Origin of the sequence: Morococcus cerebrosus (assembly GCF_022749515.1) — a bacterium.
Lineage (GTDB): Bacteria > Pseudomonadota > Gammaproteobacteria > Burkholderiales > Neisseriaceae > Neisseria > Neisseria cerebrosa.
The window spans coordinates 1,969,962-1,996,420 of record NZ_CP094242.1; the positions used below are offsets into that span (position 1 = coordinate 1,969,962).

General features: G+C 51.9%; 20 protein-coding genes and 2 pseudogenes. 10 read left to right on the forward strand and 12 right to left on the reverse strand.

Annotated elements, in window-relative coordinates:
• Positions 1-79: 79 nt before the first annotated feature.
• The 5 genes and pseudogenes from MON37_RS12520 to MON37_RS09310 all read left to right on the forward strand — a co-directional run.
• Positions 80-270: pseudogene (locus tag MON37_RS12520) on the forward strand (hypothetical protein); the annotation flags it as partial.
• A 1-nt stretch (position 271) separates the two neighbouring features.
• Positions 272-1,270, forward strand: a complete 999-nt coding sequence (locus MON37_RS09295) for a TraB/GumN family protein (protein ID WP_039409026.1) — start codon at positions 272-274, stop codon at positions 1,268-1,270.
• A gap of 110 nt (positions 1,271-1,380) precedes the next feature.
• Complete coding sequence (locus MON37_RS09300) at positions 1,381-2,019, forward strand: alpha/beta hydrolase (RefSeq protein ID WP_039409024.1); 639 nt, start codon at positions 1,381-1,383, stop codon at positions 2,017-2,019.
• Between the two features lie 189 nt (positions 2,020-2,208).
• Positions 2,209-3,021, forward strand: coding sequence for a hypothetical protein (locus tag MON37_RS09305; protein ID WP_039409021.1), 813 nt, complete (start codon positions 2,209-2,211; stop codon positions 3,019-3,021).
• Positions 3,022-3,262: 241 nt separating this feature from the next.
• Positions 3,263-3,694, forward strand: coding sequence for an EamA family transporter (locus MON37_RS09310; protein ID WP_016687139.1), 432 nt, complete (start codon positions 3,263-3,265; stop codon positions 3,692-3,694).
• 2 nt (positions 3,695-3,696) lie between these two features.
• Here MON37_RS09310 and MON37_RS09315 read toward each other — a convergent pair.
• From MON37_RS09315 to MON37_RS09330, 4 genes and pseudogenes are all read right to left on the reverse strand, one after another.
• Positions 3,697-3,810: pseudogene (locus tag MON37_RS09315) on the reverse strand (IS5/IS1182 family transposase); the annotation flags it as partial.
• An 82-nt stretch (positions 3,811-3,892) separates the two neighbouring features.
• Positions 3,893-4,558 (reverse strand): beta-phosphoglucomutase, encoded by a 666-nt coding sequence (pgmB, locus tag MON37_RS09320; protein ID WP_039409017.1) that lies wholly within the window; start codon positions 4,556-4,558, stop codon positions 3,893-3,895.
• A 12-nt stretch (positions 4,559-4,570) separates the two neighbouring features.
• The gene (locus MON37_RS09325; protein WP_039409015.1) at positions 4,571-6,829 is read right to left on the reverse strand and encodes a glycoside hydrolase family 65 protein; all 2,259 of its coding nucleotides are present in this window, start codon (positions 6,827-6,829) and stop codon (positions 4,571-4,573) included.
• A gap of 122 nt (positions 6,830-6,951) precedes the next feature.
• On the reverse strand, positions 6,952-8,304 hold the full coding sequence (locus tag MON37_RS09330; protein ID WP_039409012.1) for an SLC45 family MFS transporter: 1,353 nt from the start codon (positions 8,302-8,304) through the stop codon (positions 6,952-6,954).
• Between the two features lie 549 nt (positions 8,305-8,853).
• On the opposite strand from MON37_RS09330, the gene mgtE reads away from it, so the two are divergent.
• Positions 8,854-10,308 carry a magnesium transporter gene (mgtE, locus tag MON37_RS09335; RefSeq protein WP_003765020.1) on the forward strand — a complete coding sequence of 485 codons (1,455 nt, stop codon included), beginning with the start codon at positions 8,854-8,856 and terminating at the stop codon, positions 10,306-10,308.
• A 468-nt stretch (positions 10,309-10,776) separates the two neighbouring features.
• Here the strand turns inward: mgtE and ppk1 are convergent, their stop codons facing one another.
• Both ppk1 and MON37_RS09345 read right to left on the reverse strand, forming a co-directional pair.
• The gene (ppk1, locus tag MON37_RS09340) at positions 10,777-12,834 is read right to left on the reverse strand and encodes a polyphosphate kinase 1 (protein ID WP_039409010.1); all 2,058 of its coding nucleotides are present in this window, start codon (positions 12,832-12,834) and stop codon (positions 10,777-10,779) included.
• A 479-nt stretch (positions 12,835-13,313) separates the two neighbouring features.
• Entirely contained in the window at positions 13,314-14,990 is a 1,677-nt protein-coding gene (locus MON37_RS09345) for a formate--tetrahydrofolate ligase (RefSeq protein ID WP_039409008.1), read from the reverse strand.
• 197 nt (positions 14,991-15,187) lie between these two features.
• Between MON37_RS09345 and MON37_RS09350 the strand changes: the two genes are divergently transcribed.
• The 4 genes from MON37_RS09350 to prmA all read left to right on the forward strand — a co-directional run bounded on the left by MON37_RS09350 (position 15,188) and on the right by prmA (position 19,975).
• The gene (locus MON37_RS09350) at positions 15,188-15,976 is read left to right on the forward strand and encodes a class I SAM-dependent methyltransferase (RefSeq protein WP_052242834.1); all 789 of its coding nucleotides are present in this window, start codon (positions 15,188-15,190) and stop codon (positions 15,974-15,976) included.
• A gap of 564 nt (positions 15,977-16,540) precedes the next feature.
• Positions 16,541-16,999, forward strand: coding sequence for an acetyl-CoA carboxylase biotin carboxyl carrier protein (accB, locus tag MON37_RS09355; RefSeq protein ID WP_039409006.1), 459 nt, complete (start codon positions 16,541-16,543; stop codon positions 16,997-16,999).
• Positions 17,000-17,234: 235 nt separating this feature from the next.
• A complete protein-coding gene (gene accC / locus MON37_RS09360; protein WP_039409003.1) occupies positions 17,235-18,596 on the forward strand; it encodes an acetyl-CoA carboxylase biotin carboxylase subunit in 1,362 nt (453 codons plus the stop codon).
• 491 nt (positions 18,597-19,087) lie between these two features.
• Complete coding sequence (gene prmA, locus MON37_RS09365) at positions 19,088-19,975, forward strand: 50S ribosomal protein L11 methyltransferase (protein ID WP_039409000.1); 888 nt, start codon at positions 19,088-19,090, stop codon at positions 19,973-19,975.
• Between the two features lie 122 nt (positions 19,976-20,097).
• Here prmA and MON37_RS09370 read toward each other — a convergent pair whose 3' ends face one another.
• From MON37_RS09370 to atpA, 6 genes are all read right to left on the reverse strand, one after another.
• Positions 20,098-20,721, reverse strand: a complete 624-nt coding sequence (locus MON37_RS09370) for a nuclease-related domain-containing protein (protein WP_039408998.1) — start codon at positions 20,719-20,721, stop codon at positions 20,098-20,100.
• A 264-nt stretch (positions 20,722-20,985) separates the two neighbouring features.
• Positions 20,986-21,833 (reverse strand): IS630 family transposase gene (locus tag MON37_RS09375; protein WP_242883626.1). Its coding sequence is split into 2 segments (ribosomal slippage): positions 20,986-21,518 and positions 21,518-21,833, totalling 849 coding nucleotides; the frame shifts between segments, so codons are not numbered across the junction.
• 306 nt (positions 21,834-22,139) lie between these two features.
• The gene (locus tag MON37_RS09380; RefSeq protein WP_039409558.1) at positions 22,140-22,565 is read right to left on the reverse strand and encodes a F0F1 ATP synthase subunit epsilon; all 426 of its coding nucleotides are present in this window, start codon (positions 22,563-22,565) and stop codon (positions 22,140-22,142) included.
• A 10-nt stretch (positions 22,566-22,575) separates the two neighbouring features.
• Positions 22,576-23,973: a F0F1 ATP synthase subunit beta gene (gene atpD / locus MON37_RS09385; RefSeq protein ID WP_003760432.1), complete on the reverse strand. Its 1,398-nt coding sequence runs from the start codon at positions 23,971-23,973 to the stop codon at positions 22,576-22,578.
• 38 nt (positions 23,974-24,011) lie between these two features.
• The gene (gene atpG, locus MON37_RS09390) at positions 24,012-24,887 is read right to left on the reverse strand and encodes a F0F1 ATP synthase subunit gamma (RefSeq protein WP_003760435.1); all 876 of its coding nucleotides are present in this window, start codon (positions 24,885-24,887) and stop codon (positions 24,012-24,014) included.
• A 24-nt stretch (positions 24,888-24,911) separates the two neighbouring features.
• Complete coding sequence (gene atpA, locus MON37_RS09395; RefSeq protein WP_039409556.1) at positions 24,912-26,459, reverse strand: F0F1 ATP synthase subunit alpha; 1,548 nt, start codon at positions 26,457-26,459, stop codon at positions 24,912-24,914.

Here is a 26,459-nt window from a genome sequence, read left to right on the forward strand (position 1 = left end):
GGTCGTCTGAAAACTCATATCCCTTTTCAGACGACCTTGCTTGTCGGCTTGGCGTATTGCAACCATTCAAAGATAGTGGATTAACAAAAATCAGGACAAGGCAACGAAGCCGCAGACAGTACAGATAGTACGGAACCGATTCACTTGGTGCTTCAGCACCTTAGAGAATCGTTCTCTTTGAGCTAAGGCGAGGCAACGCCGTACTGGTTTAAAGTTAATCCACTATACATTGCACATCATCCCGTTGCCCGCATCTTTCAGAGGAAATTTCATGCGCCCATTCCTTTCCCTCCTTGCCGCAGGCTTTACCCTCCTTACCCTGACCGCCTGCCAACCCGAGGCAGAACATACTGCTTCCGATGAAAAAATCAAAACCGCCTCCGCTCCGTCTATCGACTGGTCGGTACCGCAACTGTCCAGCAACGTTTGGAAAATCAGTAAGGCAGGTCAGCCCGACTCTTACCTTGCCGGCACCATCCACATCGGCAAGAAAGAAGCCGTCCTATCGAAAGAAGCCGAAAACCTGCTTGCCTCCGTCGAACAACTGACCACGGAAACCGACGTATTACCGGAAGAAAATCCGGAGACGCAACAACAATACCAACAGTTTTTCAGCCAAGCCGCCGACACCAAATCCCTAAAAACCAAGCTCGGCGATAAAGCTTTCCAAGCCTTGCAAGAAGCCTTCCGTCAAAATCCCGAGACCGCGCCTATGGCGGATGCCGCCGACGGTATGAAACCTTGGGCAGCATTTCTATTTATCCAAAGCGTTTATCCTGCCGAATACAGCTCGATGACCGGAGTCGATATGTTACTTTCCAAGTCAGCCCAAAAAACAGGCAAAGCTCGCCGCTTCCTCGAAACCATGCCCGAAATGGCGGCATTTTTTTCAAACCTGCCTGAAGACACCCTCGTCCGCATCTTGAAAATCTCAGACGACAAAAAAGCCTTTTCAGAACAAATTAATGAAATGTACCACCTTTACGAAGTAGGCAACTTTGAAGGCTTCGCCGACATCCAGCAAAAATACGACAGGGACACCCTGAAAAAATACCCTGAACTTGCCCCTTTTATGTTGAACTGGCTTGAGAAAGACATGCTAGTCGGCCGCAATTTGAAATGGCTGCCTGAAATCAAAGCCCAATCCGCCGAAAAAAGCACGCTGTTCGCCGTCGGCATCATGCACCTGATGTCCGAACAAGGCTTGATCGAATTGCTGCGCAAAGACGGTTACGAAGTAACGCCCATGCCCAAAATATTGATGTGGTAACACAAACCACACAACAAAAGGTCGTCTAAAACCCGAATCCCCAGTTTTCAGACGACGTCTTGCAGGCAACACATATTCCCATACCCAAACACCCCCCAAGGAAACCTCCCATGCAAAAACCCGACATCATCCAAATCGCAGGCCCCGCAGGGCTGCTCGAAACCATCTATCTTCCAGCCGCGCAAACACCTGCACGCGGCGTGGCAGTCATCAACCATCCCAACCCGCTGCAAGGCGGCACGAACACCAACAAAGTCATCCAAACCGCCGCCAAAGCCTTATCGCAACTCGGCTTCCACTGCTACCTGCCGAACCTGCGCGGCGTAGGCAACAGCGAAGGTGTTCACGACTACGGGCGTGGCGAAACGCAAGACTGTATCGCCGTCATCGACTATGCCCGCGCACAACACCCCGAAGCCGAACTGTTCGCATTGGCAGGTTTCTCCTTCGGCGGCTATGTCGCCACCTTCGCCGCCCAAGAGCGCAAACCGGATTTGCTGCTGCTCATCGGCGCGGCAGTACACCACTACACTGACCGTCCTGAGCCTGCCTCCGTCCCCGATGTATCCAAAACCCTGATGATTCATGGCGCGGAGGACGAAGTTGTCGAAATCAATAAAGCCCTGACTTGGGCGGAACCGCAAGGTTTGCCCGTCATCACCATTGCCGGCTCATCCCACTTCTTCCACGGCAAACTCATCGTCCTGCGCGATACCATCGCCCGATTCGTGCCGTCGGTTTTGGGTTAAGCAGATAATATAAAAAGGTCGTCTGAAAACCTAAATCCGTTTTCAGACGACCTTTTTATTCAACTTTTTTGCTGCCACACCACATCCCTCACGTTTTGCACCATGAAACTCTATGTTGTCGGTCATATTCATATATAATACCGACCTTCAAAAATAATTCCCTCAATAATTACATTACGGAAATAACAAATGGAAAATACCCAAACTCCCTCCCGTTGGCGTTTTGCCCTCAAAAACGCGGGCTGGCATCTTGTCGTCAGCCTGATTCTTGCAGGCCTCGCGGCACTTTTGGTCTTCGCTGTCTGGTATCCCTACCCCTATTCAGAACTGACGGGCGGATTGAATTTGTACACTCTCGTCGTCTCGGTCGATATTGTCTGCGGCCCCCTTCTAACACTGATTCTCGCCAGCCCTAAGAAAAAACTGCGCGAACGCATTACTGATTTTTCTTTGGTCGGTATCATCCAGCTCGCCGCGCTGGTTTACGGCTTGCACAGCGTTTCCTTAGCGCGCCCCGTCGTTGCAGCCTTTGAAAAAGACCGCATCAACATTGTTACCGCCGCTGAAATCGACGAAGCGGATTTAGCCAAAGCTCCTGAAGAAATGCATCAACTGCCGTGGTTCGGCATCGAACGCGTCGCCCTGCGCGATCCTGCAACCGTCGAAGAAGCCAACGAAAGCCTCAGCCTTTCCCTCAAAGGCATAGAACCGAGTATGCGCCCGAATTGGTGGCAGCCCGACAGTCCTGCCGAACGTGCGAAAATCCGCAGTGCGATGAAACCTTTGGCAGAACTTGCCATCGCCCGAAACATGAGCGAAGCGGACATCCTCAAAGCCACCTCCGTCAAACAAGCCGACAAACCTCTATTTTTCCTGCCGCTTACCAGCGGGAAAATCAAAAACTGGATTGTCGTCATGGATGAAAACGCCGACTTCCTCGGCTATGCGCCGATTGACGGCTTTATCGACAAAAAGCCAGAATTTAAAGAAAAAGTTATCTGATAGACAATTAGGTCGTCTGAAAATAGATTCCGCCCAATACCGCCGATAAAATTTCAGATAATCTCTCACCGTCAAAATGGCCGAACCCGAAGTCAGGGATTCGGCCTTTTCCGTTTAAAGCAATCCTATCCGGTGGTATGATGGGAAACATTCGCATCATCGGATGGATATAATATGGGGACGTCAAATAGTATCTCTCCCATCCCCCATAAGATCGGATTTTGATTCAGAAAGGAAAAACATGAGCGGCAACGCATGGCTTTTTTGGGCATTGGCTTCCGCAGGTTTCGCTTCGTTGACGGCGATTTTCGCCAAAATGGGTTTGCAGGGCATCGATTCAGATTTTGCCACTTTCATCCGCACGCTGGTCATCCTTGCCGCGCTGGTCTTGTTCCTGACCTATACCGGCAAATGGCAGGGTGTGAACGGGTTTACAGGAAGAAATTGGACTTTCCTGATTCTCTCCGGCCTCGCCACCGGCGCATCTTGGCTCGCCTACTTCAAAGCCCTACAACTGGGCAACGCTTCGCAAGTCGCCCCCGTCGATAAATTCAGCTTGGTATTGGTTGCGCTGATGGCGGTGGTCTTTTTGGATGAACGCCCCAGCACTCAGGAATGGATTGGGCTGGGGCTGGTTACGGCGGGCGTATTGACATTGGCTTTGAAACGCTAGAAATATAGTGGCTTAACTTTAAACCAGTACGGCGTTGCCTCGCCTTGCCGTACTATCTGTACTGTCTGCGGCTTCGTCGCCTTGTCCTGATTTAAATTTAATCCACTATATTTTTCCAATGAGAAAGGTCGTCTGAAAACCAAAATTCAGGTTTTCAGACGACCTTTTTACTTCCTTAACAACTTTACCTGACGCGTTTTACCTGCCCGACTGTGCCCACACGTTTTGCAGGTAGGCGTAGGTCAGCTCGGCGGTGCCGGACACCAGCGCGATGTCGCTGCCCAAGTCTTCGGCTTTGCCCACGCCGATGGGCAAGGCGCCGGAAGCTTTGATGGCGGCGACACCTGCGGCGGCGTCTTCGATGCCGATGCAGTGGCGGATGTCCGCGCCCACGCCCTCGGCGGCGGCGAGGAAGATGTCGGGGGCGGGTTTGGAATGCGCGACGGCGGCAGGGTCGGCGACGGCGTCGAAGAAGTGGGTCAGCCCCATGCGTTCCAGCAGGAACGGACCGTTTTTACTGGCGGACGCAAGGGCGATTTTTTTGCCGTTTGCCCTCAATGCTTCCAGCAGGGGCAAAATGCCGGGATACACGTCTTCGGGTTTGACCGCCTGAATCATTTCGACGTAGTTGTCGTTTTTGCGGCGGGTCAGTTCGGCGAACTCGGCTTCGCTGACGGTTTTGCCGCCGTGCGCGAGGATGCGTTTGAGCGAATCGTCGCGCGACACGCCTTTGAGCTGCTCGTTAAACTTGCGGTCGATGCTGATGCCCAGTTCTTCGGCAAGCTTTTTCCATGCGCGGTAGTGGTATTCGGCGGTATCGGTGATGACGCCGTCGAGGTCAAAGAGGACTGCGGTAAAAGTCATTTTGCGCCCTCCTTATTTTTCCAACGCGACGGTGTGGCTGCCGTTGAGCGTGATGTCTTTGCCGTACACCTGCAATTCGAGCGGTTCGCCTTTGAGCAGGGTGAAGACCACGTTTTCTTTACCGACGGCGACTTTAATCAGACGGCCTCGGTAGTTGATGTGGAAGGCGTAGCCTGTCCACGCACTCGGCAGGAACGGGGCGAAGCTGAGTTTGCCGCCCCAAGTTTTCATTTGGGCGAAACCTTGGACGATGGCGAGCCACGAGCCGGTCATGGAAGTAATGTGCAGGCCGTCTTCGGTGTCGTTGTTGTAGTTGTCCAAGTCCAGGCGGGCGGTGCGCTGGTACATTTCCACGGCTTTTTCTTCTTTGCCCAGTTCGGCGGCAAGGATGGCGTGGATACAAGGCGACAGCGAGCTTTCATGCACGGTCATCGGTTCGTAGAAGTCGAAGTTGCGGCGTTTTTCGTCGATATTGAAACGGTCGCCGAAGAAATAGATGCCTTGCAATACGTCCGCCTGTTTGATGAAGGGCGAACGCAGGATTTTGTCCCACGACCATTTCTGGTTGAGCGGCAAATCGTCGGGCGAAAGCGCGGACACGGGGCGGATGTCTTTGTCGAGGAAGCCGTCGTGCTGCACGAATACGCCGAGTTCTCCGTCATGCGGACGGTACATATTCGCACTGATGTCCGCCCATTTTTCCAGCTCGGCGGCACTCACGTTCAAATCCGGACGCGGGTATTTCGCCAAGGCTTCGCGGGTGTAGTCCAATACCCATGCGGCGAGGGTGTTGGTGTACCAGTTGTTGTTGATGTTGTTTTCGTATTCGTTCGGGCCGGTTACGCCGTGAATCATGTATTTGCCGTTGCGTTTGGAGAAGTGGACGCGGTCCGCCCAGAAGCGGGACACTTCGACCAAGACTTCCAAACCTTCTTTGGCAAGATAGCTTTCGTCGCCGGTGTAGTTGGTGTAGTTGTAGATGGCGTAAGGAATCGCACCGTTGCGGTGGATTTCCTCGAAGGTGATTTCCCATTCGTTGTGGCACTCGATGCCCGTAAACGTTACCATCGGATAGAGTGCACCCGCCAAGCCCTGTTCGCGCGCGTTGTGCTGCGCCTGCGGCAGTTGGTTGCGGCGGTATTGCAGCAGGTTGCGGGTAACTTCCGGTTCCGCCAGTGCGAGGTAGAGCGGCACGGCGTAGGCTTCGGTGTCCCAATAGGTCGCGCCGCCGTATTTTTCGCCGGTAAAGCCTTTGGGGCCGATGTTCAGGCGTGCGTCTTCGCCGTAGTAGGTGGAGAACAGTTGGAACAGGTTGAAGCGGATGCCTTGTTGCGCTTCGTCGCTGCCTTCGATGACCACGTCGGCGATTTCCCAACGGTGCAGCCAGCCTGCTTTGTGCGCCTCCAGCAAGGTTTCAAACGCAACGCCTGCGATTTTTTCCGACAAGGCGCGGCCTGCGGCTTTCACCGCTTCCAAGCCCTGATAATCGCGACTGGTGGTAACAATCACGCGTTTTTCAAAGGTTTCGGGCGTACTGCCGACTTCGGCTTCGAAAGAGTTGGAGACCTGCCAGTCGGTTTGGCTGCCGCCGAGGGCTTTGAAGCTGCCGGCGAAGGTTTGCTCGGCGTTGACGATGAATTGTTCCACGCCGAAGGGATTGGCGACGGTTTGGGTGGCAATGTAGGAGCGGTCGTCTGAAACGCCTTTGTCCAATACCTGCCAGAATTTTTCTTCGTAGTTGGAATCTTCGTTTTTCACATCGGCGTCGATGATGGAATCAATGCGGACTTGGTGGGTTTTGCCGTCAACGGACACAGCTTCCCAGCGGATAACCGCCAGCTCTTTTTGCGCGACGGACAGGAATTTGCACACATCGAAACGCACGCCGAATACGGTGAACGAGCGGCGCAACACGCCGTGCTGCATATCGAGTTCGACGGAGAAGCCGGCAACGTCGTTTTTCGCCAAATCCACTTCCTGCCCGTCGACAAAGATTTTGACTTTGCTGAAATTGAGCGCGTTGATGGCTTTGCCGAAATATTTGGGGTAGCCGTTTTTCCACCAGCCGACGCGGGTTTTGTCGGGGAACCACACGCCGGCGATGTAGGTGCCCAAGTGGCTGTCGGCAGAATAGGTTTCCTCAAAGCTGCCGCGCATACCCATATAGCCGTTGCCCAAGCTGGTCAGGCTCTCTTGCAGCCGTTTGTGTTCTTTTTCCAGTTTTGCCGAACGCAGCGTCCAAGGGCTGACTTCCATGATTCTTGTATACATCGTAAAGCTCCTGTTTTGATGGTTTTATGGCAAACCGTTTTGAAATACGGTTCGTCTTACTTAAATCAAATAAAGCGTCGGCAGAAGTTTCAGACGACCCTCCTGCCGATAAATGAAGAAAATTATGCGCCGCCGTGTGTTTCTTTAATCAGGAACACGGAAAACGCGCCCAGCAGCAGGACGACGCCCCCTACCAAGAACATATTGGCCTGCAAACCGCCCATCATCGGGAACAACATGAAGCTCAACAGCGAAGCAACAATCTGAGGCATACAGATGGAGCCATTGAACAAGCCCAAATAAGTGCCCATATGCTTGCCCGACAAGGCGTTGGTTACAATCGTCAGCGGATAAGTGATGATGCCCGCCCAAGCAATACCGATTAAGATGTAAGACAACACCAGCGCGTATTGGTTGCTGATGAAGAATACGGAGAAAAAGCCGAGCGCGCCCAAAGCCAGGCAGCTGAAATAACCCGCCTTAAGGTATCGATTGGGGATTTTCGCCAATACAAACGAACAAATCACCGCCGCAACCGACTGCACCGCCGCCAATACACCGTACCAGTTGCCCGCTTCCTGATAGCCTACGGAAGACGCATCGGTCGTGTGCCAGACGTTTTCCGCAATCGCGCCAGCGGAATAAGTCCACATATATTGGAAAGCGAACCAGCAGAAAAACTGCACCAGAGTGACCGTCCAAAACGCTTTAGGCGCGGTTTTCAAGAGTTCGAACCAGTTGGCTTTTTCCTGATTTGCCGCCACATCGATGCCGTGATAGCGGGCGTAGGTTTCCGGGTCGTATTCCTTCACTTTGAAAATCGTGAACGCGCTGGTAATCACCAACAACGCCGCGCCCACATAAAACGCCACGACCACGGTCTGCGGTACGACGCCTTTCTCGGCAGTATTCGCCAAACCGATATACGCAAACACAAACGGCAGAATCGCCGCCACAACCGCGCCCGTATTCGCCAAGAAGCTCTGAATCCCGTAGGCGTAGCTTTTTTGCTCCTCATTGACCATGTCGCCGACCATCATTTTAAACGGCTGCATCGCCATATTCGACGACACGTCCAACAGCGCAATCATCAGCGCGCCGAACGACAAAGCCGCCAGCGACGCATAACCGAAACCGAAGCTGCCCGAGTTCGGCATCAGAATCATCACAATGACCGCAATCAGCGTGCCGTAAAGCAGATACGGTAGACGGCGGCCGCCCAAGCGCGGGTTCCATGTGCGGTCGGAGTAATAACCGACAATCGGCTGCACCAGCATCCCCGCCAACGGCGGCAGGATAAAGAACCAGCCGAGGCTGTGCGGGTCGGCGCCGAGCGTCTGGAAGATGCGGCTCATCTGCGAGCTTTGCAGGGTAAAGGCCGTCTGAACGCCGAGAAAACCGAAACTGAGCATCCAAATCGTGCTTTTCGGCAGCGAGGGCAAGCCCTGCCGCGTAGGTTGCGTATTGTCCGACATGAGGTAGTCCTTTCGTTTTTTTTGTAAAGAAAGCAATAAAACCATTTAAGCATTGACCCAAACCAGCCCTATTCGTTCATTTATCTTTACAATCGGGCGTTCGAAAAATTAAGGAAGGGGTCGTCTGAAAGCGTAGTTCTGATAAGCACGGGAAAGCGTCATGTTGCCCGTACGCAAAATTTCCCCATTCTATCCACGACGGCGGCAAACAGACAACCGTTGCACGTCCCAAACCTGTCTTACATCAAACATAACAGCAAACTTTCTTTTCCCCTATTTACAGAATACATTCCCTGCCTTTTGCCCGAAAAAGAGAAAAATCCCCACAGACAGTTTTCAGACGACCTTTTTCAATTCACCGTTTAAAATAGTAAACCGCCCTAAAACAGGGTAAAATACGCTCCGTTTCCAACACGACGCCTGAATCAGCAGGCTTTTATTATGGACCTTCCCAGTTCGTTTTTACTGAACTTCCCTTCCGGTTTATCCCGAAATACACGATAACCATCCCGCCGAAATGCCCTCCCGCATCCGGCGGGCGGAGCATTTATGAGCATCGAACAAACCCCTCCGAACCTTGAAAACGACGGTATCGAAAGCGACGTAGAGCGCGTTTCCGCCGATTTCGACCGTATCCACGCGCTGTGCGAAATCCTCTCGCCCGCCTTCCCGCAGATTGAGGAAGGCGTGCCGATTGAGGACGAGGCGTTGCGCGACAAATTTACCGAGCTGACCGTCCTTTTGAACGAGCTGCACCCTGCCGACGTGGCGGCGGTGTTGGAATCGTTGCCGCCGCGCGAGCGTAATATCGTCTGGCTTCTGGTTACGCCTGAAGACGACGGCGAAGTGTTGCTGGAAGTCTCCGACGCGGTGCGCGAAACGCTGATCGAGTCGATGGACAAAGACGAGCTGTTGGCGGCAGTCGATGACTTGGACGCGGACGAACTGGCGGAGCTGGCGGGCGATTTGCCGCACCAAGTGGTCTATGAAGCCTTGCAGACGCGCGATGAGGAAGAGCGCGCCCAAGTCAAGGCGGCGATGTCGTATGAAGACAACCAAGTCGGTGCGATTATGGACTTCGAGTTGGTCAGTATCCGCGCCGACGTTGCCTGCGAAGTGGTGCTGCGTTACCTGCGCCGCTTCGAGAGCCTGCCCGATCATACCGACAAGATTTTCGTGGTCGATGAGAACGACATCCTGCAAGGCGTGTTGCCCATTCGTAAACTTTTGGTTGCCGATCCTGAAGACTTGGTGGCGGATGTGATGGCGACCGAAGTCGTGCGCTTCCGTCCTGAAGACGACGTGGAAGAGGCGGCGCAGGCGTTCGAACGTTATGACTTGGTTACCGCGCCCGTGGTCGATGAAAACAAAAAGCTCATCGGCAGGATTACCATCGACGAGATGGTGGACGTTATCCGTGAAGAATCGGAAGCGGACATGTTGAATATGGCGGGTTTGCAGGAAGAGGAAGATTTGTTTGCGCCTGTGTGGGATTCGGTGAAAAACCGCTGGATGTGGCTTGCCGTCAACCTCTGCACCGCCTTTCTCGCCAGCCGCGTTATCGGCGCGTTTGAAGGCAGTATCGAGAAAATCGTCGCACTCGCCGCGCTGATGCCCATCGTCGCCGGTATCGGCGGCAACTCCGGCAACCAAACCATCACCATGATTGTCCGCGCGATGGCGATGGGGCAGTTGACGGGAATGCAGGCGGGACGCTTGTTGAAAAAAGAAGTCGGCGTCGCTCTGGTCAACGGCATCATCTGGGGAACGGTCATGGGCGTGGTGTCATGGCTGCTGTACGGCAGCATCGGCATCGGCTTGGTGATGGTCGCCGCGATGACACTGAACCTCTTGCTCGCCGCCTCGGTCGGCGTACTCATCCCAGTCATCATGGATAAATTCGGACGCGACCCTGCCTTGGGCAGCTCGGTACTGATTACGGCGGTAACGGATTCCGGCGGTTTTCTGATTTTCTTGGGGCTGGCAACGATGTTTTTGCTGTGAGGTCGTCTGAAAAGCGGACGGGAAAGATAAAAGGTCGTCTGAAACCCATGTGATTACGGGTTTCAGACGACCTTTTTAACTTTTATGGTGGATGAGCGTGAATTGAAAATAAACAAAAAACTTCCCCATTAATACAAAAAACTTCCTTGACAGGTAAATTCGGCGGGGTGGCGGGTAGAGCACTGCGATACCTGCCGCGGATCGTAGCGTGGGCTTTGCCCATGAAATCGATGGCTTGGTTTCCGAGTCGGGCGATAAATAGTATTGTTTTTTTCGTGGGCGAAGCCCACGCTACGGCTGGGTGTGGATAGGTCGTCTGAAACCCTATCTTTAAGTATTTCAGACGACCTTTTATAGTGTATGAACCTAAAAATCACCCATTCCGTTATTGCCGTGCAGGCACGGTTCGAATCCTTCTGCCTTCATGAAATATTCAAAGACGGCCTTCATTTTAATACCGCCCTCGCTTTATCTGCCGTACATTTCCCACAAGCTTTCTTGCAGGCTGAATGCGGGTTCGCCGTTTTCGGGGCGGGCGCGGAGGTAGCTGCCGTCGGGCTGCATCAGCCAGGCGCGGGTGTTGTCTTGCAGCGCCATTTCGATGCCTTCGTGGATGACGCGGGCTTTGAGTTCGGGTGTGAAAATCGGGGTGGCGACTTCGATGCGGCGGAAGAAGTTGCGCCCCATCCAGTCGGCGCTGGAGATGAAGGTGTCGTCCGCGCCGTTGTTGTGGAAGCAGTACACGCGCGAGTGTTCGAGCTGTCTGCCGATGATGGAGCGGACGCGGATGTTTTCGGACAGGCCTTTGACACCGGGGCGCAGGGTACACATGCCGCGCACGATGAGGTCGATTTGCACGCCTGCGCTGCTGGCGCGGTAGAGGGCGTCGATGACGCTCGGCTCGATCAATGAATTCATTTTGGCTCGGATGCGGGCGGGTTTGCCTGCTTTGGCGTGTTGGATTTCGCGCTCGATGCGGTCGATGACCATTTTGTGCAGGGTGAACGGGCTTTGGTAGAGCTTGTTCAGACGACCCGGTTTGCCCAAGCCTGTAATTTCCATAAAGAGGGTGTTCACGTCGGCGGTGATTTGGTCGTCGGCGGTGATGATGCCGAAGTCGGTGTAAATCCGCGAGGTGCCTTGGTGGTAGTTGCCGGTGCCGAGGTGGGCGTAGCGTTTAAGCGCACCGTTTTCGCGGCGGATGACGAGTGCCATTTTGGCGTGGATTTTGTAGCCGAATACGCCGTAAACGACGTGTGCGCCTGCGTTTTCAAGCTGTTGCGCCCAGTTGACGTTGTTGGCTTCGTCAAAACGCGCCATGAGTTCGACGACGACGGTTACTTGTTTGCCGGCAAGGGCGGCTTTCATCAGGGCGCGGACGAGTTCGGAATTGCTGCCGGTGCGGTAAATGGTCATTTTGACGGCGAGGACGGCGGGGTCGGCGGCGGCTTCGCGTATCATGTGGACGACGGGGTCGAAGGACTGATACGGATGGTGCAGCAGGATGGGCGATTGTTTCGCCAGTTTGAAAATAGAGCCGTTCTTGCGCAATGCTTTCAGACGACCTGCTCCGCGCGCGGGAAACTTGAGGTCGGGACGGTCAACCAAATCGGGAACGGCATTAAGGCGCACGAGGTTGACCGGGCCTTTGACTTGGTAAAGCTCGGCGGGGGTGAGTTTGAACTGGGCGAGCAGGAAGTCGTGGATGTGGGGCGGGCAGGTGTCGGCGACTTCGAGGCGCACGCCGTCGCCGTATTCGCGGTCGTGCAATTCGTTTTGAATGGCGGCGCGCAGGTTTTTGAGGTCTTCTTCATCGACGGTCAGGTCGCTGTCGCGGGTGAGGCGGAACTGGTGGCAGTCTTTGACGGTCATGCCGGGGAAGAGTTTGCCGACGTGGGCGTGCAGGATGGAGGAGAGGAAGACGAAGCCGCTGCCGCCTTCGCACAATTCTACGGGTAAGGGGACGACGCGCGGCAGGATGCGCGGGGCTTGTACAATCGCCATGCCGGAGGGGCGGCCGAATGCGTCCGTACCTTCAAGCTCGACAGCGAAGTTGAGCGATTTGTTTAAGGGGCGCGGGAAGGGGTGCGACGGGTCGAGTCCGATGGGGGTGAGGATGGGCAACAGTTCGGCGTCAAAATACTGCTCGATCCATTTTTGCTGTCCTTCCGTCCAGTTGCGGCGGCGGTAGAAGTGGATGCCTTGTTTGCTCAATTCGGGCTGCAAAACTTCGTTGAACAGGCGATATTGTTCCTGTATCAATGCTTGTGCCTCGGCGGAGACGGCGGCAATGGTTTCAGACGGCGTGGTGCCGTTGTCTAGACGCTCGTGCGGATTCATTTTTTGCGCGCGTTTGAGCCACGCCATGCGTACCTCGAAAAATTCGTCGAGGTTGGAAGATACTATACACAAAAACCGCAGACGTTCCAAAAGCGGCACGTTTTCATCCTGCGCCTGCGCCAAAACGCGGCGATTGAAAGCGAGCAGGCTCAGTTCGCGGCAAAGGATGCGGTTTTGTTCGGGCATGGTGTTCTCCTGAAGCGGGTTGGGCGGATAGTTAATTTGGGAGTATAGCGCGTTTCGGACGGGTGGGGCAGTAGTGCGGGATGGGCGGGCGGTTGGTAGGGCGGGAGGTCGTCTGAAAAGGTAGATTCACTATAAAAACAAACGCATTTATAGTGGATTAAATTTAAACCAGTACGGCGTTGTCTCGCCTTGCCGTACTATTTGTACTGTCTGCGGCTTCGTCGCCTTGTCCTGATTTAAATTTAATCCACTATACAAAAGCAGGGCTAAGATGAAAACCATAAAAAGAGTCGTCTGAAAACGAATGTGCGAGTTTGCTTTATTGTTTCAGACGACCTTTCCATCAGAGAGATTCGCGGGCGAAGCCCACGCTACGGGTTTGTCGCGGTTGAGTTTAAACCGCTTCAAAATAATATAAGGTCGTCTGAAAACCGTTTTCAGACGACCTTTTCGCTGTTTTATTTCACTGTCGATTCAAATCAGAACAAGCCGTGAATCACGCCGTCTGCGTCCACGTCGATTTTCTCGGCGGCGGGGACTTTGGGCAGGCCGGGCATTTTCATCATGTTGCCGCACAGGGCGACGATGAAGCCTGCGCCGGCGGAGACGGTGATGCCGCGCACGGTGATGCGGAAGCCTTCGGGGCAGCCCAAGAGTTTGGCGTTGTCGCTGAGGGAATATTGGGTTTTCGCCATGCAGACGGGCATTTTGTCCAAGCCCAGTTTTTCCAGCGAGGCGATTTCGGCGGCGGCTTCCGCGCTGAAATCGACGTCTTCCGCGCCGTACACTTTTTGGGCGATGGCGCGGATTTTGTCTTTGATGCTCAACTCGACATCGTAGGCGAAGCGGAATTCGTTGGGTTGGTTGTCGATGGCGTTGACGACTTTGCGCGCCAAATCTGCGCCGCCCGCGCCGCCTTTGCCCCACACTTCGGCCAGGGAAACTTCGACGCCGTGTTCGGCGCAGGCTTTTTCAATCATTGCCAACTCGGCCTCGGAGTCGGACACGAAGCGGTTGATGGCGACGACGACGGGCAGCCCGAAGACGTTTTTCAGGTTGGAAATGTGTTTCAGCAGGTTGGGCAGACCTTTTGCCAAGGCTTCGAGGTTTTCTTCGCCGAGGTTGGCGCGTTCTACGCCGCCGTTGTATTTCAAGGCGCGGACGGTGGCGACGACGACGGCTGCGTCGGGTTTCAAACCGGCAAGGCGGCATTTGATGTCGCAGAATTTTTCCGCGCCCAAATCCGCGCCGAAGCCTGCTTCAGTTACGGCGTAATCGGCAAGGTGTTTCGCCAGTCGGGTGGCGGTAACGGAGTTGCAGCCGTGAGCGATGTTGGCGAACGGGCCGCCGTGTACGAAGGCGGGCGTGCCTTCAATGGTTTGTACCAAGTTAGGCTTAATCGCATCTTTGAGCAATGCCGCCATCGCGCCATTCGCTTTCAAATCTTTGGCGTAAACAGGGCTGCCGTCTTTGGCATAGGCGACAAGGATGTTGCCCAAACGCTCTTTCAAATCGCTGATGTCTTTGGCAAGACAGAATACCGCCATCACTTCGGAGGCAACGGTAATGTCGAAACCGTCAGGACGCATCACGCCGTCAACAGGTTTGCCCATACCGTCGATGATGTTGCGCAACTGACGGTCGTTCATGTCAACCACGCGACGCCACAGCACACGTTTCGGATCGATGTTCAACTCATTGCCTTGGTAGATATGGTTGTCGAGCATGGCGGCGAGCAAGTTATTCGCCGCACCGATGGCGTGAAAGTCGCCGGTAAAGTGTAGGTTGATGTCTTCCATAGGCAGAACTTGGGCATAGCCGCCGCCTGCCGCACCGCCTTTAACACCAAACACCGGACCCAAAGAAGGCTCGCGCAGGGCGATAACCGAGTCTTTACCGATGTGGCGCAACGCATCCGCCAAACCGATGGTTACAGTGGTTTTACCCTCACCCGCAGGAGTCGGATTAATGGCGGTAACCAAAATCAGACGGCCTTGTTTTTGCGGCAGCTTGAATGCCTCGGCAGGATTGATTTTGGCTTTGTAATGGCCGTAGGGTTCGATATTGTCCACGTTCAAACCCAGCTTGGCAGCAATTTCGCCAATCGGACGCATGGTGGAGGATTGGGCGATTTCGGCATCGGTTTTGAAGCTCATGATTTTCCTTTACTGAATGGGGAAGAAAAAGAGGAGGGTCGTCTGAAAGCCCATCGGAAAGACAAACGCTGATGGATTCAAAAGAATATTAGGCATATTATAGCGTTATCTGAGAATGAATCGCAGTGAAAAATTCGATAATTCAACAAAAATACGGTTCATATTGTTGACAATCCATAATCAAAGGTCGTCTGAAAATGTCTGCCCCAAAAGATTTGCACACCCACGCCATACCCGCCGTCTATTTCTCCGACACCGCAACCGAAAACGTCCGCCGTTTGGCGCAGCAATTCGACCTCCCTACCCTGCCCTGCCCGCCCGACAGCGGCGAATACCTGTTTGCCGATGCGGAGGGCGTCAGCTTGTGCCGCGCGGGGGAAAAAGGGCGCGTGCGCATCGATTTCGGCGGCGGTGCAGCCCAATACCGGCGCACTAAAGGCGGCGGCGAGTTGATTGCCAAAGCGGTCAACCACACGGCCAAACCGACCGTCTGGGACTGCACCGGCGGACTCGGGCGCGACAGCTTCGTCCTCGCCTCGCTCGGTTTGAACGTCCACACTTTCGAGCAGCATCCCGCCGTCGCCTGCCTGCTTGCCGACGGTCTCGAACGCGCGCTGCAAGAGCCTGAAATCCAAGACATCGCCCGCCGCATTACCTTTCATTATGGCAACGCCGTCGAATTGGTGCGGGAACTCGCCCCCCAATCGCGCCCCGACATCGTGTATCTCGACCCCATGTACCCCGAACGCCAAAAATCCGCCGCCGTCAAAAAAGAAATGGCGTATTTTCACAGCGTCGTCGGTGCCGCCCAAGAAGAAGCCGAGCTGCTTGCTGCCGCCCGCGCCGTTGCGAAAAAACGCGTCGTCGTCAAACGCCCGCGCCTCGGCGAGTTTCTCAACGGCGAAAAACCCGCCTACCAATACACGGGCAAAAGCACCCGCTTCGACGTGTACTTGCCCGTTCATCAGGTTAAAGACGGGGAATAATTCAAAATGCAAAGGTCGTCTGAAAATCAGTTTTCAGACGACCTTTTACCACCGCAACCATAAATCTCTTACAGCACAAACTGTCGCCATTCATTTCCGCACAAGCCAAAAACCGGAAGATCAGTTAGGTTATCACCCAATCCGTTCCTCCCCTTCGATAAGAAATTCTCCTCCTTAAATCCCCATTAATATCAGAAGGTCGTCTGAAAGCAGGCAAAATGGTTTATCGGCATCCCGGCCTGAATTTTCAGACGACCTTTTTCCCTTCATAAACCAATAAATTAGAATAAACACTCGTCAGGAAAACGTACATTTTGACGAAATCTCCGAATCTGCCCGTTTCGTTCAAAAACCGCCTTTTTTCGAGATTTTGCTAGACATTTGTCGGCAAGTTCGGGAAAATAGTCAAATTCATTTACGGGGTTTCTGCTCCTGAGAATGCCCCTTTATGCAACAAAATACTGTCCGGTTTGCGCCGTTGCCGCAGGCCGGTTGTTTTCTGAAATATCCCGCAACAAACACGGCCGCTTCACAACATTTTGGCCGTATCGTAAAGGAACGAAAATGGATTTGCGCAAGTTAAAAAAACTGATTGATTTAGTAGAAGAATCAGGTATCGCCGAAATCGAAGTTACCGAAGGCGAGGAAAAAGTCCGTATTACCCGCGCCACCGCCGCTCCGGCTTCCGTTTATGCTGCGCCCGCCCATGTAGCCGCGCCTGCTCCTGCACCCGCCGCGCCTGCTGCCGCAGCAGCCCCCGCTCCCGCAGCGCCTGCCGCCCGCGACCTGTCCAACGCGCAAAAATCGCCTATGGTCGGTACGTTCTACCGCGCGCCCGGCCCGAATGCCGCGGCTTTCGTCGAAGTCGGTCAGCAAGTCAAAGCCGGCGATACGCTGTGTATCATCGAAGCGATGAAGTTGATGAACGAAATCGAAGCCGAGAAATCCGGCACGGTTAAAGAAATTCTGGTGGAAAACGGTACGCCTGTGGAATTTGGCGAGCCGCTCTTCATTATCGAATAATTCGTTTTCAGACGACCTTCCAGATTGCGGGAGGTCGTCTGAAATGCTTTCCAACTCAGGATTTCCACCATGCGCCTGCTGTTAGCCATCTTCCTGCCCTTCGCCGTATTCTTCACCATCGGCCGTCCGAGTGAGCGGTGTACGCGTTGAGCCAATACAAGACCGATGAAAAAATCCGCAATGCGTTGGGCAAAAGGTAACAAACAGGTCGTCTGAAACCACAGGAAAGGTCATCATGCTGAAAAAAGTATTAATCGCCAACCGAGGCGAAATCGCGCTGCGCGTCCTGCGAGCCTGCCGTGAAATGGGCATCGCTACTGTCGCTGTGCATTCCGAAGCCGACAAAGACAGTCTGCACGTCAAACTTGCCGATGAATCCGTGTGCATCGGCCCTGCCGCTTCCGCACAAAGCTATCTCAATATTCCCGCCCTCATCGCCGCCGCAGAAGTAACCGGCGCGGATGCCATCCACCCGGGCTACGGCTTCCTTGCCGAAAACGCCAATTTTGCCGAACAGGTCGAGCAATCCGGCTTCATCTTCATCGGCCCACGCGCCGAAACCATCCGCCTGATGGGCGACAAAGTTTCCGCGAAACACGCGATGATTGAAGCGGGTGTACCTTGCGTTCCCGGTTCGGACGGCGCTCTGTCGGACGATCCCGCCGAAATCCTCAAAACTGCCGATAAAGTCGGTTATCCCGTGATTATCAAAGCATCGGGCGGCGGCGGCGGTCGCGGTATGCGCGTGGTCGAGAAAAAAGAAGACCTCATCAAATCCGTCGAAATGACCAAAGCCGAAGCAGGCGCGGCGTTCGGCAACCCGATGGTCTATATGGAACGCTACCTGCAACGCCCGCGCCACGTCGAAATCCAAGTGCTCGCCGACGAACACGGCAACGCCATCTACCTTGCCGAGCGCGATTGCTCCATGCAGCGCCGCCACCAAAAAGTCATTGAAGAAGCACCCGCTCCCTTCATCGACGAAAAAGCCCGCGAAAAAATCGGCAAAGCCTGTACCGACGCCTGCAAACGCATCGGCTACCGTGGCGCAGGTACGTTTGAATTCCTGTATGAAAACGGCGAGTTCTTCTTCATCGAAATGAACACCCGCGTCCAAGTCGAACACCCCGTTACCGAGCTGATTACCGGCGTGGACATCGTGCAGGAACAAATCCGCATTGCCGGCGGCCTGCCTTTGCAATACAAGCAAAAAGACATCCAAATCGAAGGCCATGCTTTCGAGTGTCGCATCAACGCCGAAGACCCGTACAACTTTATCCCCAGTCCGGGTTTGATCGAAAGCTGTCACCTGCCCGGCGGCTTCGGCATCCGCGTGGACAGCCATATTTACCAAGGCTACCGCATCCCGCCGTACTACGACAGCCTGATTGGTAAAGTCTGCGTCATCGGCAAAACCCGCGAGCAGGCAATGGCAAAAATGCGCGTCGCCCTCGCCGAGCTTGCCGTAACCGGCATCAAAACCAATACCCCGCTGCACCGCGATTTGTTCAGCGACCCCGGTTTTGAAAAAGGCGGCGTCAGCATCCACTATCTGGAACACTGGCTGGAAGAGCGTAAAGTCAAACAGGACAAATAAAACCGTCCCGCTTGGATAGTCGAAGGTCGTCTGAAAAACCGTATGGCTTTCAGACGACCTTTTTTCAGACAGATTGAAGCCTGATTTCGGGCGTACATCAGCGATTGCTGACAAGCCTAGAATATAGCTAAATGACTTTATTTTCGATACGCAACTTACCGATTGTCATCATTACCGCGTAGGCGGGAATCCATTTTTGAAATTCAGAAACTGTTTTTCAAATCAAGGTTTCTCAAGTTTTGCGATGGGTTCCCGCCTGTGTGGGAATGACGGAATTTGATAACATGCCGTATTTAAAGTTAAATATGTTTGCTATATTATTGAGCCAACCTATCCGCCACCATTTCAGCGCAATAAAGAATCCGTGTTCAGGCAGAAAAACAATTCAAGCACACTGTTACGCCAATAGCCGAAATATCCCGAAAACAACCAAAATCGCGTATTTGACCGCCACTTCCTAATTTCAGACGACCCCACCGAGAAAGCCCACCATGTCCTATCAACAAATCACCATCAACGTCAACGACGCCGTCGCCGAACGCCTCGCCGACGCCCTGATGGAACACGGCGCACTCTCCGCCGCCATCGAAGACGCCTACGCAGGCACCGAAAACGAACAAGCCATCTTCGGCGAACCCGGCATGCCGACCGAACAAATCTGGCAGCAAAGCAAAGTCATCGCCCTGTTTGGCGAGCACGACGATGCCGCAGCCATGATTCAAGCCGCCAGCCAAGAATGCGGACTGAAAGATTTGGCATACACCAGCGAAATCCTCGCCGACCAAGACTGGGTGCGTCTGACCCAAGCACAGTTCGACCCCATTCAGATTTCCGAACGCCTGTGGATTACCCCCTCTTGGCACGAAGCACCCAACAGTAACGCCGTCAACCTCCAGCTCGACCCCGGCCTAGCCTTCGGTACAGGCAGTCATCCGACCACACGCCTCTGCCTCAAGTGGCTGGACACACAACTCAAAGGCGGCGAAAGCGTCCTCGACTACGGCTGCGGCTCCGGCATCTTGACCATAGCCGCCCTCAAGCTCGGCGCAGGTTCTGCCGTCGGCGTCGATATTGACGAACAGGCTATCCGCGCCAGTAAGGACAACGCCGCACAAAACAATGTCGATGCACAGTTCTACCTGCCCGACGGCCTGCCGCAAGGACAATTTGACATCGTCGTCGCCAACATCCTCGCTAATCCCCTGCGCATGCTCGGCGAAATGCTCGCCGCCCGCACCAAACAAGGCGGCCGCATCGTATTGTCCGGTTTGCTGGACGAACAAGTCGAAGAACTCAGCGGCATTTACCGCCAATGGTTCGACATCGAACCTGCCGAAATCGACGAAGGCTGGGCAAGGCTCAGTGGCGTCAAACACTGATAACGACACGCTCAAACAAAAGGTCGTCTGAAAACCGACTCAGGTTTCAGACGACCTTTTGTGTTCAACCGATAATTTCAAAAAACTGCTGCATCACCTACAAATTTTTTTAGCCTACTTCATTAAGCGTGTGATCGAGAACCATTTTGACCAAACACGTTATCAAATTCATTGCTCTCTAAAATTTCTTTGATCTCCGCAACCTTGTCGTCATTCAAAACGACTTCACAGTATTGAGCAATGTATTCATTGAATTCAGCAGATTCAATGACATTATCCGGCATCATGGTTTGAAATTGGCAATTTCCCGCAAATACGACAATCGAATAAAACAAGCGCGGGCTTAAATCAAGCTGCCGCACCAATGCTTGAATATAACGTTGGTTCTGTGCTAAAGGATTAGGGAAAAGCATCTTGGTTCTATGGAATTTCTGCGTCCACATCCCGTCCCCGTTATCCCCCCAAATACGGCCTTGATAATTCGGCGTCGATACGATAAAAATACCGAATCGTGAAACGTAAACATAATCAATTTGTTCATGCGTTCCTGAAATACGTATATCAAGATGGCGGAAAACATGATATGAATTTTCATCCAAGTAGCATTGAGCACGCACATTAACGGCAAAACGACTGATAAACCGTTTTACTGAATCTCGCTTACTGGCAAGCGCAGCCAAAATCAGTATCAGGCTATATCCCGCCATACCTGATACACCATCCCCAAATATGAAATCAAAGTTCATGACAAATTATCCGCAATATAAAATATTTATTTTTTCGTAATAGGTTACACATCAATTTATGATAATGTATTTTAAAATTATAACCCAAATGGCATTTTTTACAATAAAAATACCGCTTATGCAAAATAAAAACCTTTTGTCTCTAAAATTTGTTGTTTTTTAATTTCAGATATAATGGCAATCTTCCCAAATAGCCAAACTTTATTCATTATTAGAATAGGCAAATAGGTGTCCTTAAAAACAAAAAAGTCGTCTTAAATATAGTCAATTAAAATCAAAATAGGACAGTAACGCATCGTCAAATCGGGCGTAATCAGACAATACGGTTCGCAGATACCGCTTAATATTCGCCCACACCTTCTCAATCGGGTTGAGCTCAGGTGAATAAGGTGCAAGAGGCAATACCTTATGTCCCCATTTTTCCGCCATTTCCCGTAAGACACCCATACGGTGAAATCGCGCATTATCTAAAATAATCACCGATTTTTGAGTCAATGCGGGCAGTAGGCATTGCTGAAACCACGCTTCAAAAAAGACTCCGGTCATCGTATTTTGATAAACCATCGGAGCAATCAGCCGGTTGCCGACTTGTGCGGACACCAGAGATAAGCGTCGGTATCTTTTTCCACTTATCTGCGCTTTCACTATTTGCCCTTTCGGGCTGCGGGCATAGGGACGGAACAGGTAGCGGTCAAATCCTGTTTCATCCAAATAAACACGTTGGTAGTCGGAAAATTCGGCCAGCTGTGTCAAATAATGCGTTACTTTGGCCGGGTCTTGTTCTTTGTAAGTGGTGGTCTTTTTTTGCGCGTCATCCCCATCTGTTTGAGTGCATAGCAAACGGCGGCTGGCGTACAATCAAAATGTTTGGCGATTTCATGCAGATAGGCATCCTGGTGCTGCTCAACATATTGAGCCAGTTTTTGCCTATCCAATTTTACGGCATTTAGACCGGTAACTTGATGTTTTAGGCTGCCTGTTTGTTTTTTAAGGCGAATCCACAGGTAAAGCGCGTTTCTTGACAAATTAAACGTTGCTGCGGTTTGGCTGATGTTTTTGCATTGTTCGTAATAGTTTAAAGCTTTGTTTCTTAAGTCCGCAGAGTATGCCATGGTTAGACCTTCAAAGTTGAGTATTGTACCATTTTGTTTTTAATTGACTATACATTCAGACGACATTAACACCACTTTAAAATACGATAGATCCTTACCAAAAGATTTGCTTTATCCTATAAAAACCGTATTCAGTAAACAACCTTTATCGCTGACTTAGAAAAGCAAAATTATGCGCAATAAAAAAATCATTTAAAACTTTTCTATAGCATTTGTTACCTAAAGATTCCGTTCTTCTCAAAATCATCCATCATGAAAAAATAAAAAGCACGGTAATCAACCGTGCTTTTTGTAAAGCAAAACTGCTTATTTGTTTTTGTGCGAACGAAGATAATCCAAGGTTTTGAGCTGGGCAATCGCTGCGGCCAAGGCTTTATGCGCTTCAGCCAACGATTTATCGTCTTTCGCTTGAGAAATGCCGGTTTCCGCCGCTTTTTTGGCAGCTTCCGCGCGCTCGCGATCCATCTCGGAACTGCGTACAGCAACATCCGCCAACACAGTAAGTTGGTTGGGCTGTACTTCCAGCACCCCACCAGAAACGGCAACCATCACTTCTTCAGCTTCACCGGGCACGGTCAAACGCAACGCTCCGGGACGTACCAAACTCATAATCGGCTCGTGTCGCGGATAAATACCAAGCTCACCTTGCATAGTCGGAACCACTACAAAACTGGCTTCGCCTGAATAGATGTTCTGCTCGCTACTTACCACTTCAACTCGCATGACGCTCATGCCGACCTCCTTAGTTTAAGGTTTTCGCTTTCTCGACCGCTTCTTCGATACCGCCTACCATGTAGAAAGCTTGTTCAGGCAGATGGTCGTATTCACCGTTCAAGATAGCTTTAAAGCCGGCAATGGTGTCACGCAGCGATACATATTTGCCGGGAGAGCCGGTAAATACTTCGGCAACGTGGAACGGTTGCGACAGGAAGCGTTGAATCTTACGTGCACGCATCACGGTCAGTTTATCTTCGTCTGACAATTCGTCCATACCCAGAATGGCAATAATATCGCGCAATTCTTTGTATTTTTGCAGGGTAGATTGTACGCCGCGGGCTACATCATAGTGTTCTTGACCCAATACCATCGGATCCAGTTGGCGCGAAGTGGAATCGAGCGGGTCAACTGCGGGGTAAATACCCAAAGAGGCGATATCACGGCTCAATACGACAGTGGCGTCCAAGTGGGCAAATGTCGTTGCAGGAGACGGGTCAGTCAAGTCATCCGCAGGTACATATACGGCTTGAATGGAAGTAATGGAGCCTGTTTGGGTAGAGGTAATACGCTCTTGCAAACGACCCATTTCTTCAGCCAATGTCGGTTGGTAACCTACTGCTGAAGGCATACGACCCAACAATGCGGATACTTCGGTACCGGCTAGGGTGTAACGGTAAATATTGTCCACGAAGAACAATACGTCACGGCCTTTGCCGCTTTCGTCTTTTTCATCACGGAAGTATTCGGCCATCGTCAAACCGGTCAAGGCTACACGCAGACGGTTACCCGGGGGTTCGTTCATCTGACCGTAAACCATCGCTACTTTGTCCAATACGTTGGAATCTTTCATCTCGTGGTAGAAGTCATTACCTTCACGGGTACGCTCACCCACACCTGCGAACACGGACAAACCGCTATGCGCTTTGGCGATGTTGTTAATTAATTCCATCATGTTGACGGTTTTGCCTACACCGGCACCACCGAACAGACCTACTTTACCGCCTTTGGCAAACGGACACAGCAAGTCAATCACTTTAATGCCGGTTTCCAGCAGCTCAGTAGTCGCAGACAGTTCATCAAATTTCGGAGCTGTCTGATGGATGGCACGGTGTTTGTCGGTATCAATCGGACCTGCTTCATCAACAGGCGTACCCAATACATCGACAATACGTCCCAAAGTACCTTTACCTACCGGTACTGTAATCGGCGCACCTGTATTGCTTACAGTCATGCCGCGTTTCAAACCATCCGAACTACCCATTGCAATAGTACGAACTACGCCGTCACCCAGAAGCTGTTGCACTTCCAAAGTCAGGCCGTTTGCATCCAATTTCAGGGCGTCGTAAACACGCGGAATGGCATCACGCGGGAACTCCACGTCAACTACCGCACCAATAATTTGTACGATTTTGCCTTGGCTCATTATCGTATCCTAATTTCCTGTTCAGGTTTCAGACGACATCAAACTGCCGCTGCACCTGCTACAATTTCTGACAATTCCGTGGTAATCGCAGCTTGACGCGATTTGTTATATACCAAACGCAACTCTTTAATGGCATTGCCTGCATTGTCGGTGGCCGCTTTCATTGCCACCATACGCGCAGCTTGCTCAGATGCCATATTGTCACTCAATGCTTGGTAAACCACAGACTCTAAATAGCGGCGAACCAGATATTCCAACACTGCGACAGGACTTGGCTCATAACGGTATTCCCAACTGAATGAAGAATAACTCTCCTCGTCTTCTATCACATTTTCGCCGATAGGCAGCAGAACCTCCAATCGTGGTTCTTGACGCATGGTATTCACAAAACACGAATATACTAAATGTATTTTATCTAACTCATGCTTCTCGTAACGTTGGAAGATTTCAGTCAATGGACCAAGCAGCAATTCCATTTTTGGGGTATCACCCAAATTAATCGCACTGGCAATAACGTTCAAACCGATATTTTGACAAGCTGCCAAACCTTTACTACCTAAACAGACGACATCAACTTCAATGCCTTGTTCTTGGTATTCTTGGACTTGCGCTAAGAATTTCTTCAAAACATTCGCGTTCAAACCACCGCAAAGACCTTTATCAGAGGTGATTAAAATGAAACCTACCCGACGTGTTTCACGATGAGGTGCCAATAATTTAATACCGTGATCTTCATGGGTTCGCGCCAAATGACTCATAACTGTCCGTACTTTTTCGGCATACGGACGCGCCAAGCGCATCCGTTCCTGAGTCTTCCGCATTTTAGAGGTTGACACCATCTGCATCGCTTTAGTGATCTTTTGGGTATTTTGAACACTACGGATTTTGGTGAGAATCTCTTTTCCGACTGCCATTTCAGACTCCTTTCATTTCAGCTCTTAGGCCTGGTAAGCATAAGAAGATTTGAAAGAATTCATGGCTTCGGTCAATGTTTTTTCACTTTCATCGGACATCGCACCTGATGCGTTGATTGCTTCTAAAACACCAGGATGCTGAGTGCGTACAAAGCTCAAAAATTCCGCTTCGAAAGCCAATGCCTTGGATACCGGTACATCTTCGTAAGAACCATTATTAATGGCCCACAAGGTCAAAGCCATTTCGGCTGTATCCAAAGTGCTGAATTGTTTTTGCTTCATCAATTCAGTAACCACTTCACCGTGTTGCAGCTGTTTGCGTGTAGCTTCATCCAAATCGGAAGCAAATTGCGAGAAGGCTGCCAACTCACGATATTGGGCAAGTGCCAAACGGATACCGCCACCCAGTTTTTTAATTACTTTGGTTTGCGCAGCACCACCTACGCGCGATACCGAAATACCGGCATTAATCGCAGGACGGATACCGGCGTTAAACAAGTCGGTTTCCAAGAAAATCTGACCGTCGGTAATCGAAATCACGTTTGTCGGTACGAATGCAGAGACGTCGCCGGCTTGCGTTTCAATAATCGGCAATGCAGTCAGAGAGCCTGTTTTGCCCTTCACTTCGCCATTGGTCAGTTTTTCAACTTCGTGTTCATTTACACGGGCAGCACGCTCCAACAAACGGGAGTGCAGATAGAAAACGTCGCCAGGATATGCTTCACGACCGGGAGGACGGCGCAGCAACAGGGAAATTTGACGGTAAGCAACAGCTTGTTTGGACAAGTCATCATATACAATCAATGCGTCTTCACCGCGGTCGCGGAAAAACTCGCCCATCGTACAACCTGCATAAGGTGCGATATATTGCAAAGCCGCAGCTTCAGAAGCAGTCGCCGCAACCACAATAGTGTGCTCCATTGCGCCATGCTCTTCCAATTTGCGTACTACGTTGGCAATAGAAGATGCTTTTTGACCGATTGCAACATAAATACAGATAACGCCCGTACCTTTTTGGTTGACAATAGCATCCAATGCTACGGCTGTTTTACCTGTTTGACGGTCACCAATGATCAGCTCACGTTGACCGCGACCAATCGGAACCATTGAGTCAATGGCCTTCAGACCGGTTTGCATAGGTTGGTCAACTGATTTACGGGCAATTACACCCGGTGCAATTTTTTCGATTGGCGCTGTGGAAGATGTGTTGATCGGGCCTTTGCCATCAATCGGGCGACCCAATGCATCTACAACGCGACCAACCAATTCACGACCGACAGGTACTTCCAAAATACGGCCGGTACAAGTAACTGTGTCGCCTTCTTTAATATGTTCGTATTCACCCAACACTACGGCGCCGACGGAGTCGCGCTCCAAGTTCATCGCCAAACCGAAAGTGTTACCCGGGAATTCGAGCATCTCACCTTGCATTGCGTCTGACAAGCCATGAATACGAACAATACCGTCTGTTACAGAAATAACCGTACCACGGGTACGTACTTCTGTATTTCCAGACAGATTTTCAATTTTAGCTTTAATCAAATCGCTAATTTCAGCAGGATTAAGCTGCAT

Bases quoted from the DNA above. Each gene is read 5' to 3' on its own strand.
- MON37_RS09295 (WP_039409026.1), top strand. From the start codon at position 272: ATGCGCCCATTCCTTTCCCTCCTTGCCGCAGGCTTTACCCTCCTTACC.
- MON37_RS09300 (WP_039409024.1), top strand. From the start codon at position 1,381: ATGCAAAAACCCGACATCATCCAAATCGCAGGCCCCGCAGGGCTGCTC.
- MON37_RS09305 (WP_039409021.1), top strand. From the start codon at position 2,209: ATGGAAAATACCCAAACTCCCTCCCGTTGGCGTTTTGCCCTCAAAAAC.
- MON37_RS09310 (WP_016687139.1), top strand. From the start codon at position 3,263: ATGAGCGGCAACGCATGGCTTTTTTGGGCATTGGCTTCCGCAGGTTTC.
- pgmB (WP_039409017.1), bottom strand. From the start codon at position 4,558: ATGACTTTTACCGCAGTCCTCTTTGACCTCGACGGCGTCATCACCGAT.
- MON37_RS09325 (WP_039409015.1), bottom strand. From the start codon at position 6,829: ATGTATACAAGAATCATGGAAGTCAGCCCTTGGACGCTGCGTTCGGCA.
- MON37_RS09330 (WP_039409012.1), bottom strand. From the start codon at position 8,304: ATGTCGGACAATACGCAACCTACGCGGCAGGGCTTGCCCTCGCTGCCG.
- mgtE (WP_003765020.1), top strand. From the start codon at position 8,854: ATGAGCATCGAACAAACCCCTCCGAACCTTGAAAACGACGGTATCGAA.
- ppk1 (WP_039409010.1), bottom strand. From the start codon at position 12,834: ATGCCCGAACAAAACCGCATCCTTTGCCGCGAACTGAGCCTGCTCGCT.
- MON37_RS09345 (WP_039409008.1), bottom strand. From the start codon at position 14,990: ATGAGCTTCAAAACCGATGCCGAAATCGCCCAATCCTCCACCATGCGT.
- MON37_RS09350 (WP_052242834.1), top strand. From the start codon at position 15,188: ATGTCTGCCCCAAAAGATTTGCACACCCACGCCATACCCGCCGTCTAT.
- accB (WP_039409006.1), top strand. From the start codon at position 16,541: ATGGATTTGCGCAAGTTAAAAAAACTGATTGATTTAGTAGAAGAATCA.
- accC (WP_039409003.1), top strand. From the start codon at position 17,235: ATGCTGAAAAAAGTATTAATCGCCAACCGAGGCGAAATCGCGCTGCGC.
- prmA (WP_039409000.1), top strand. From the start codon at position 19,088: ATGTCCTATCAACAAATCACCATCAACGTCAACGACGCCGTCGCCGAA.
- MON37_RS09370 (WP_039408998.1), bottom strand. From the start codon at position 20,721: ATGAACTTTGATTTCATATTTGGGGATGGTGTATCAGGTATGGCGGGA.
- MON37_RS09380 (WP_039409558.1), bottom strand. From the start codon at position 22,565: ATGAGCGTCATGCGAGTTGAAGTGGTAAGTAGCGAGCAGAACATCTAT.
- atpD (WP_003760432.1), bottom strand. From the start codon at position 23,973: ATGAGCCAAGGCAAAATCGTACAAATTATTGGTGCGGTAGTTGACGTG.
- atpG (WP_003760435.1), bottom strand. From the start codon at position 24,887: ATGGCAGTCGGAAAAGAGATTCTCACCAAAATCCGTAGTGTTCAAAAT.
- atpA (WP_039409556.1), bottom strand. From the start codon at position 26,459: ATGCAGCTTAATCCTGCTGAAATTAGCGATTTGATTAAAGCTAAAATT.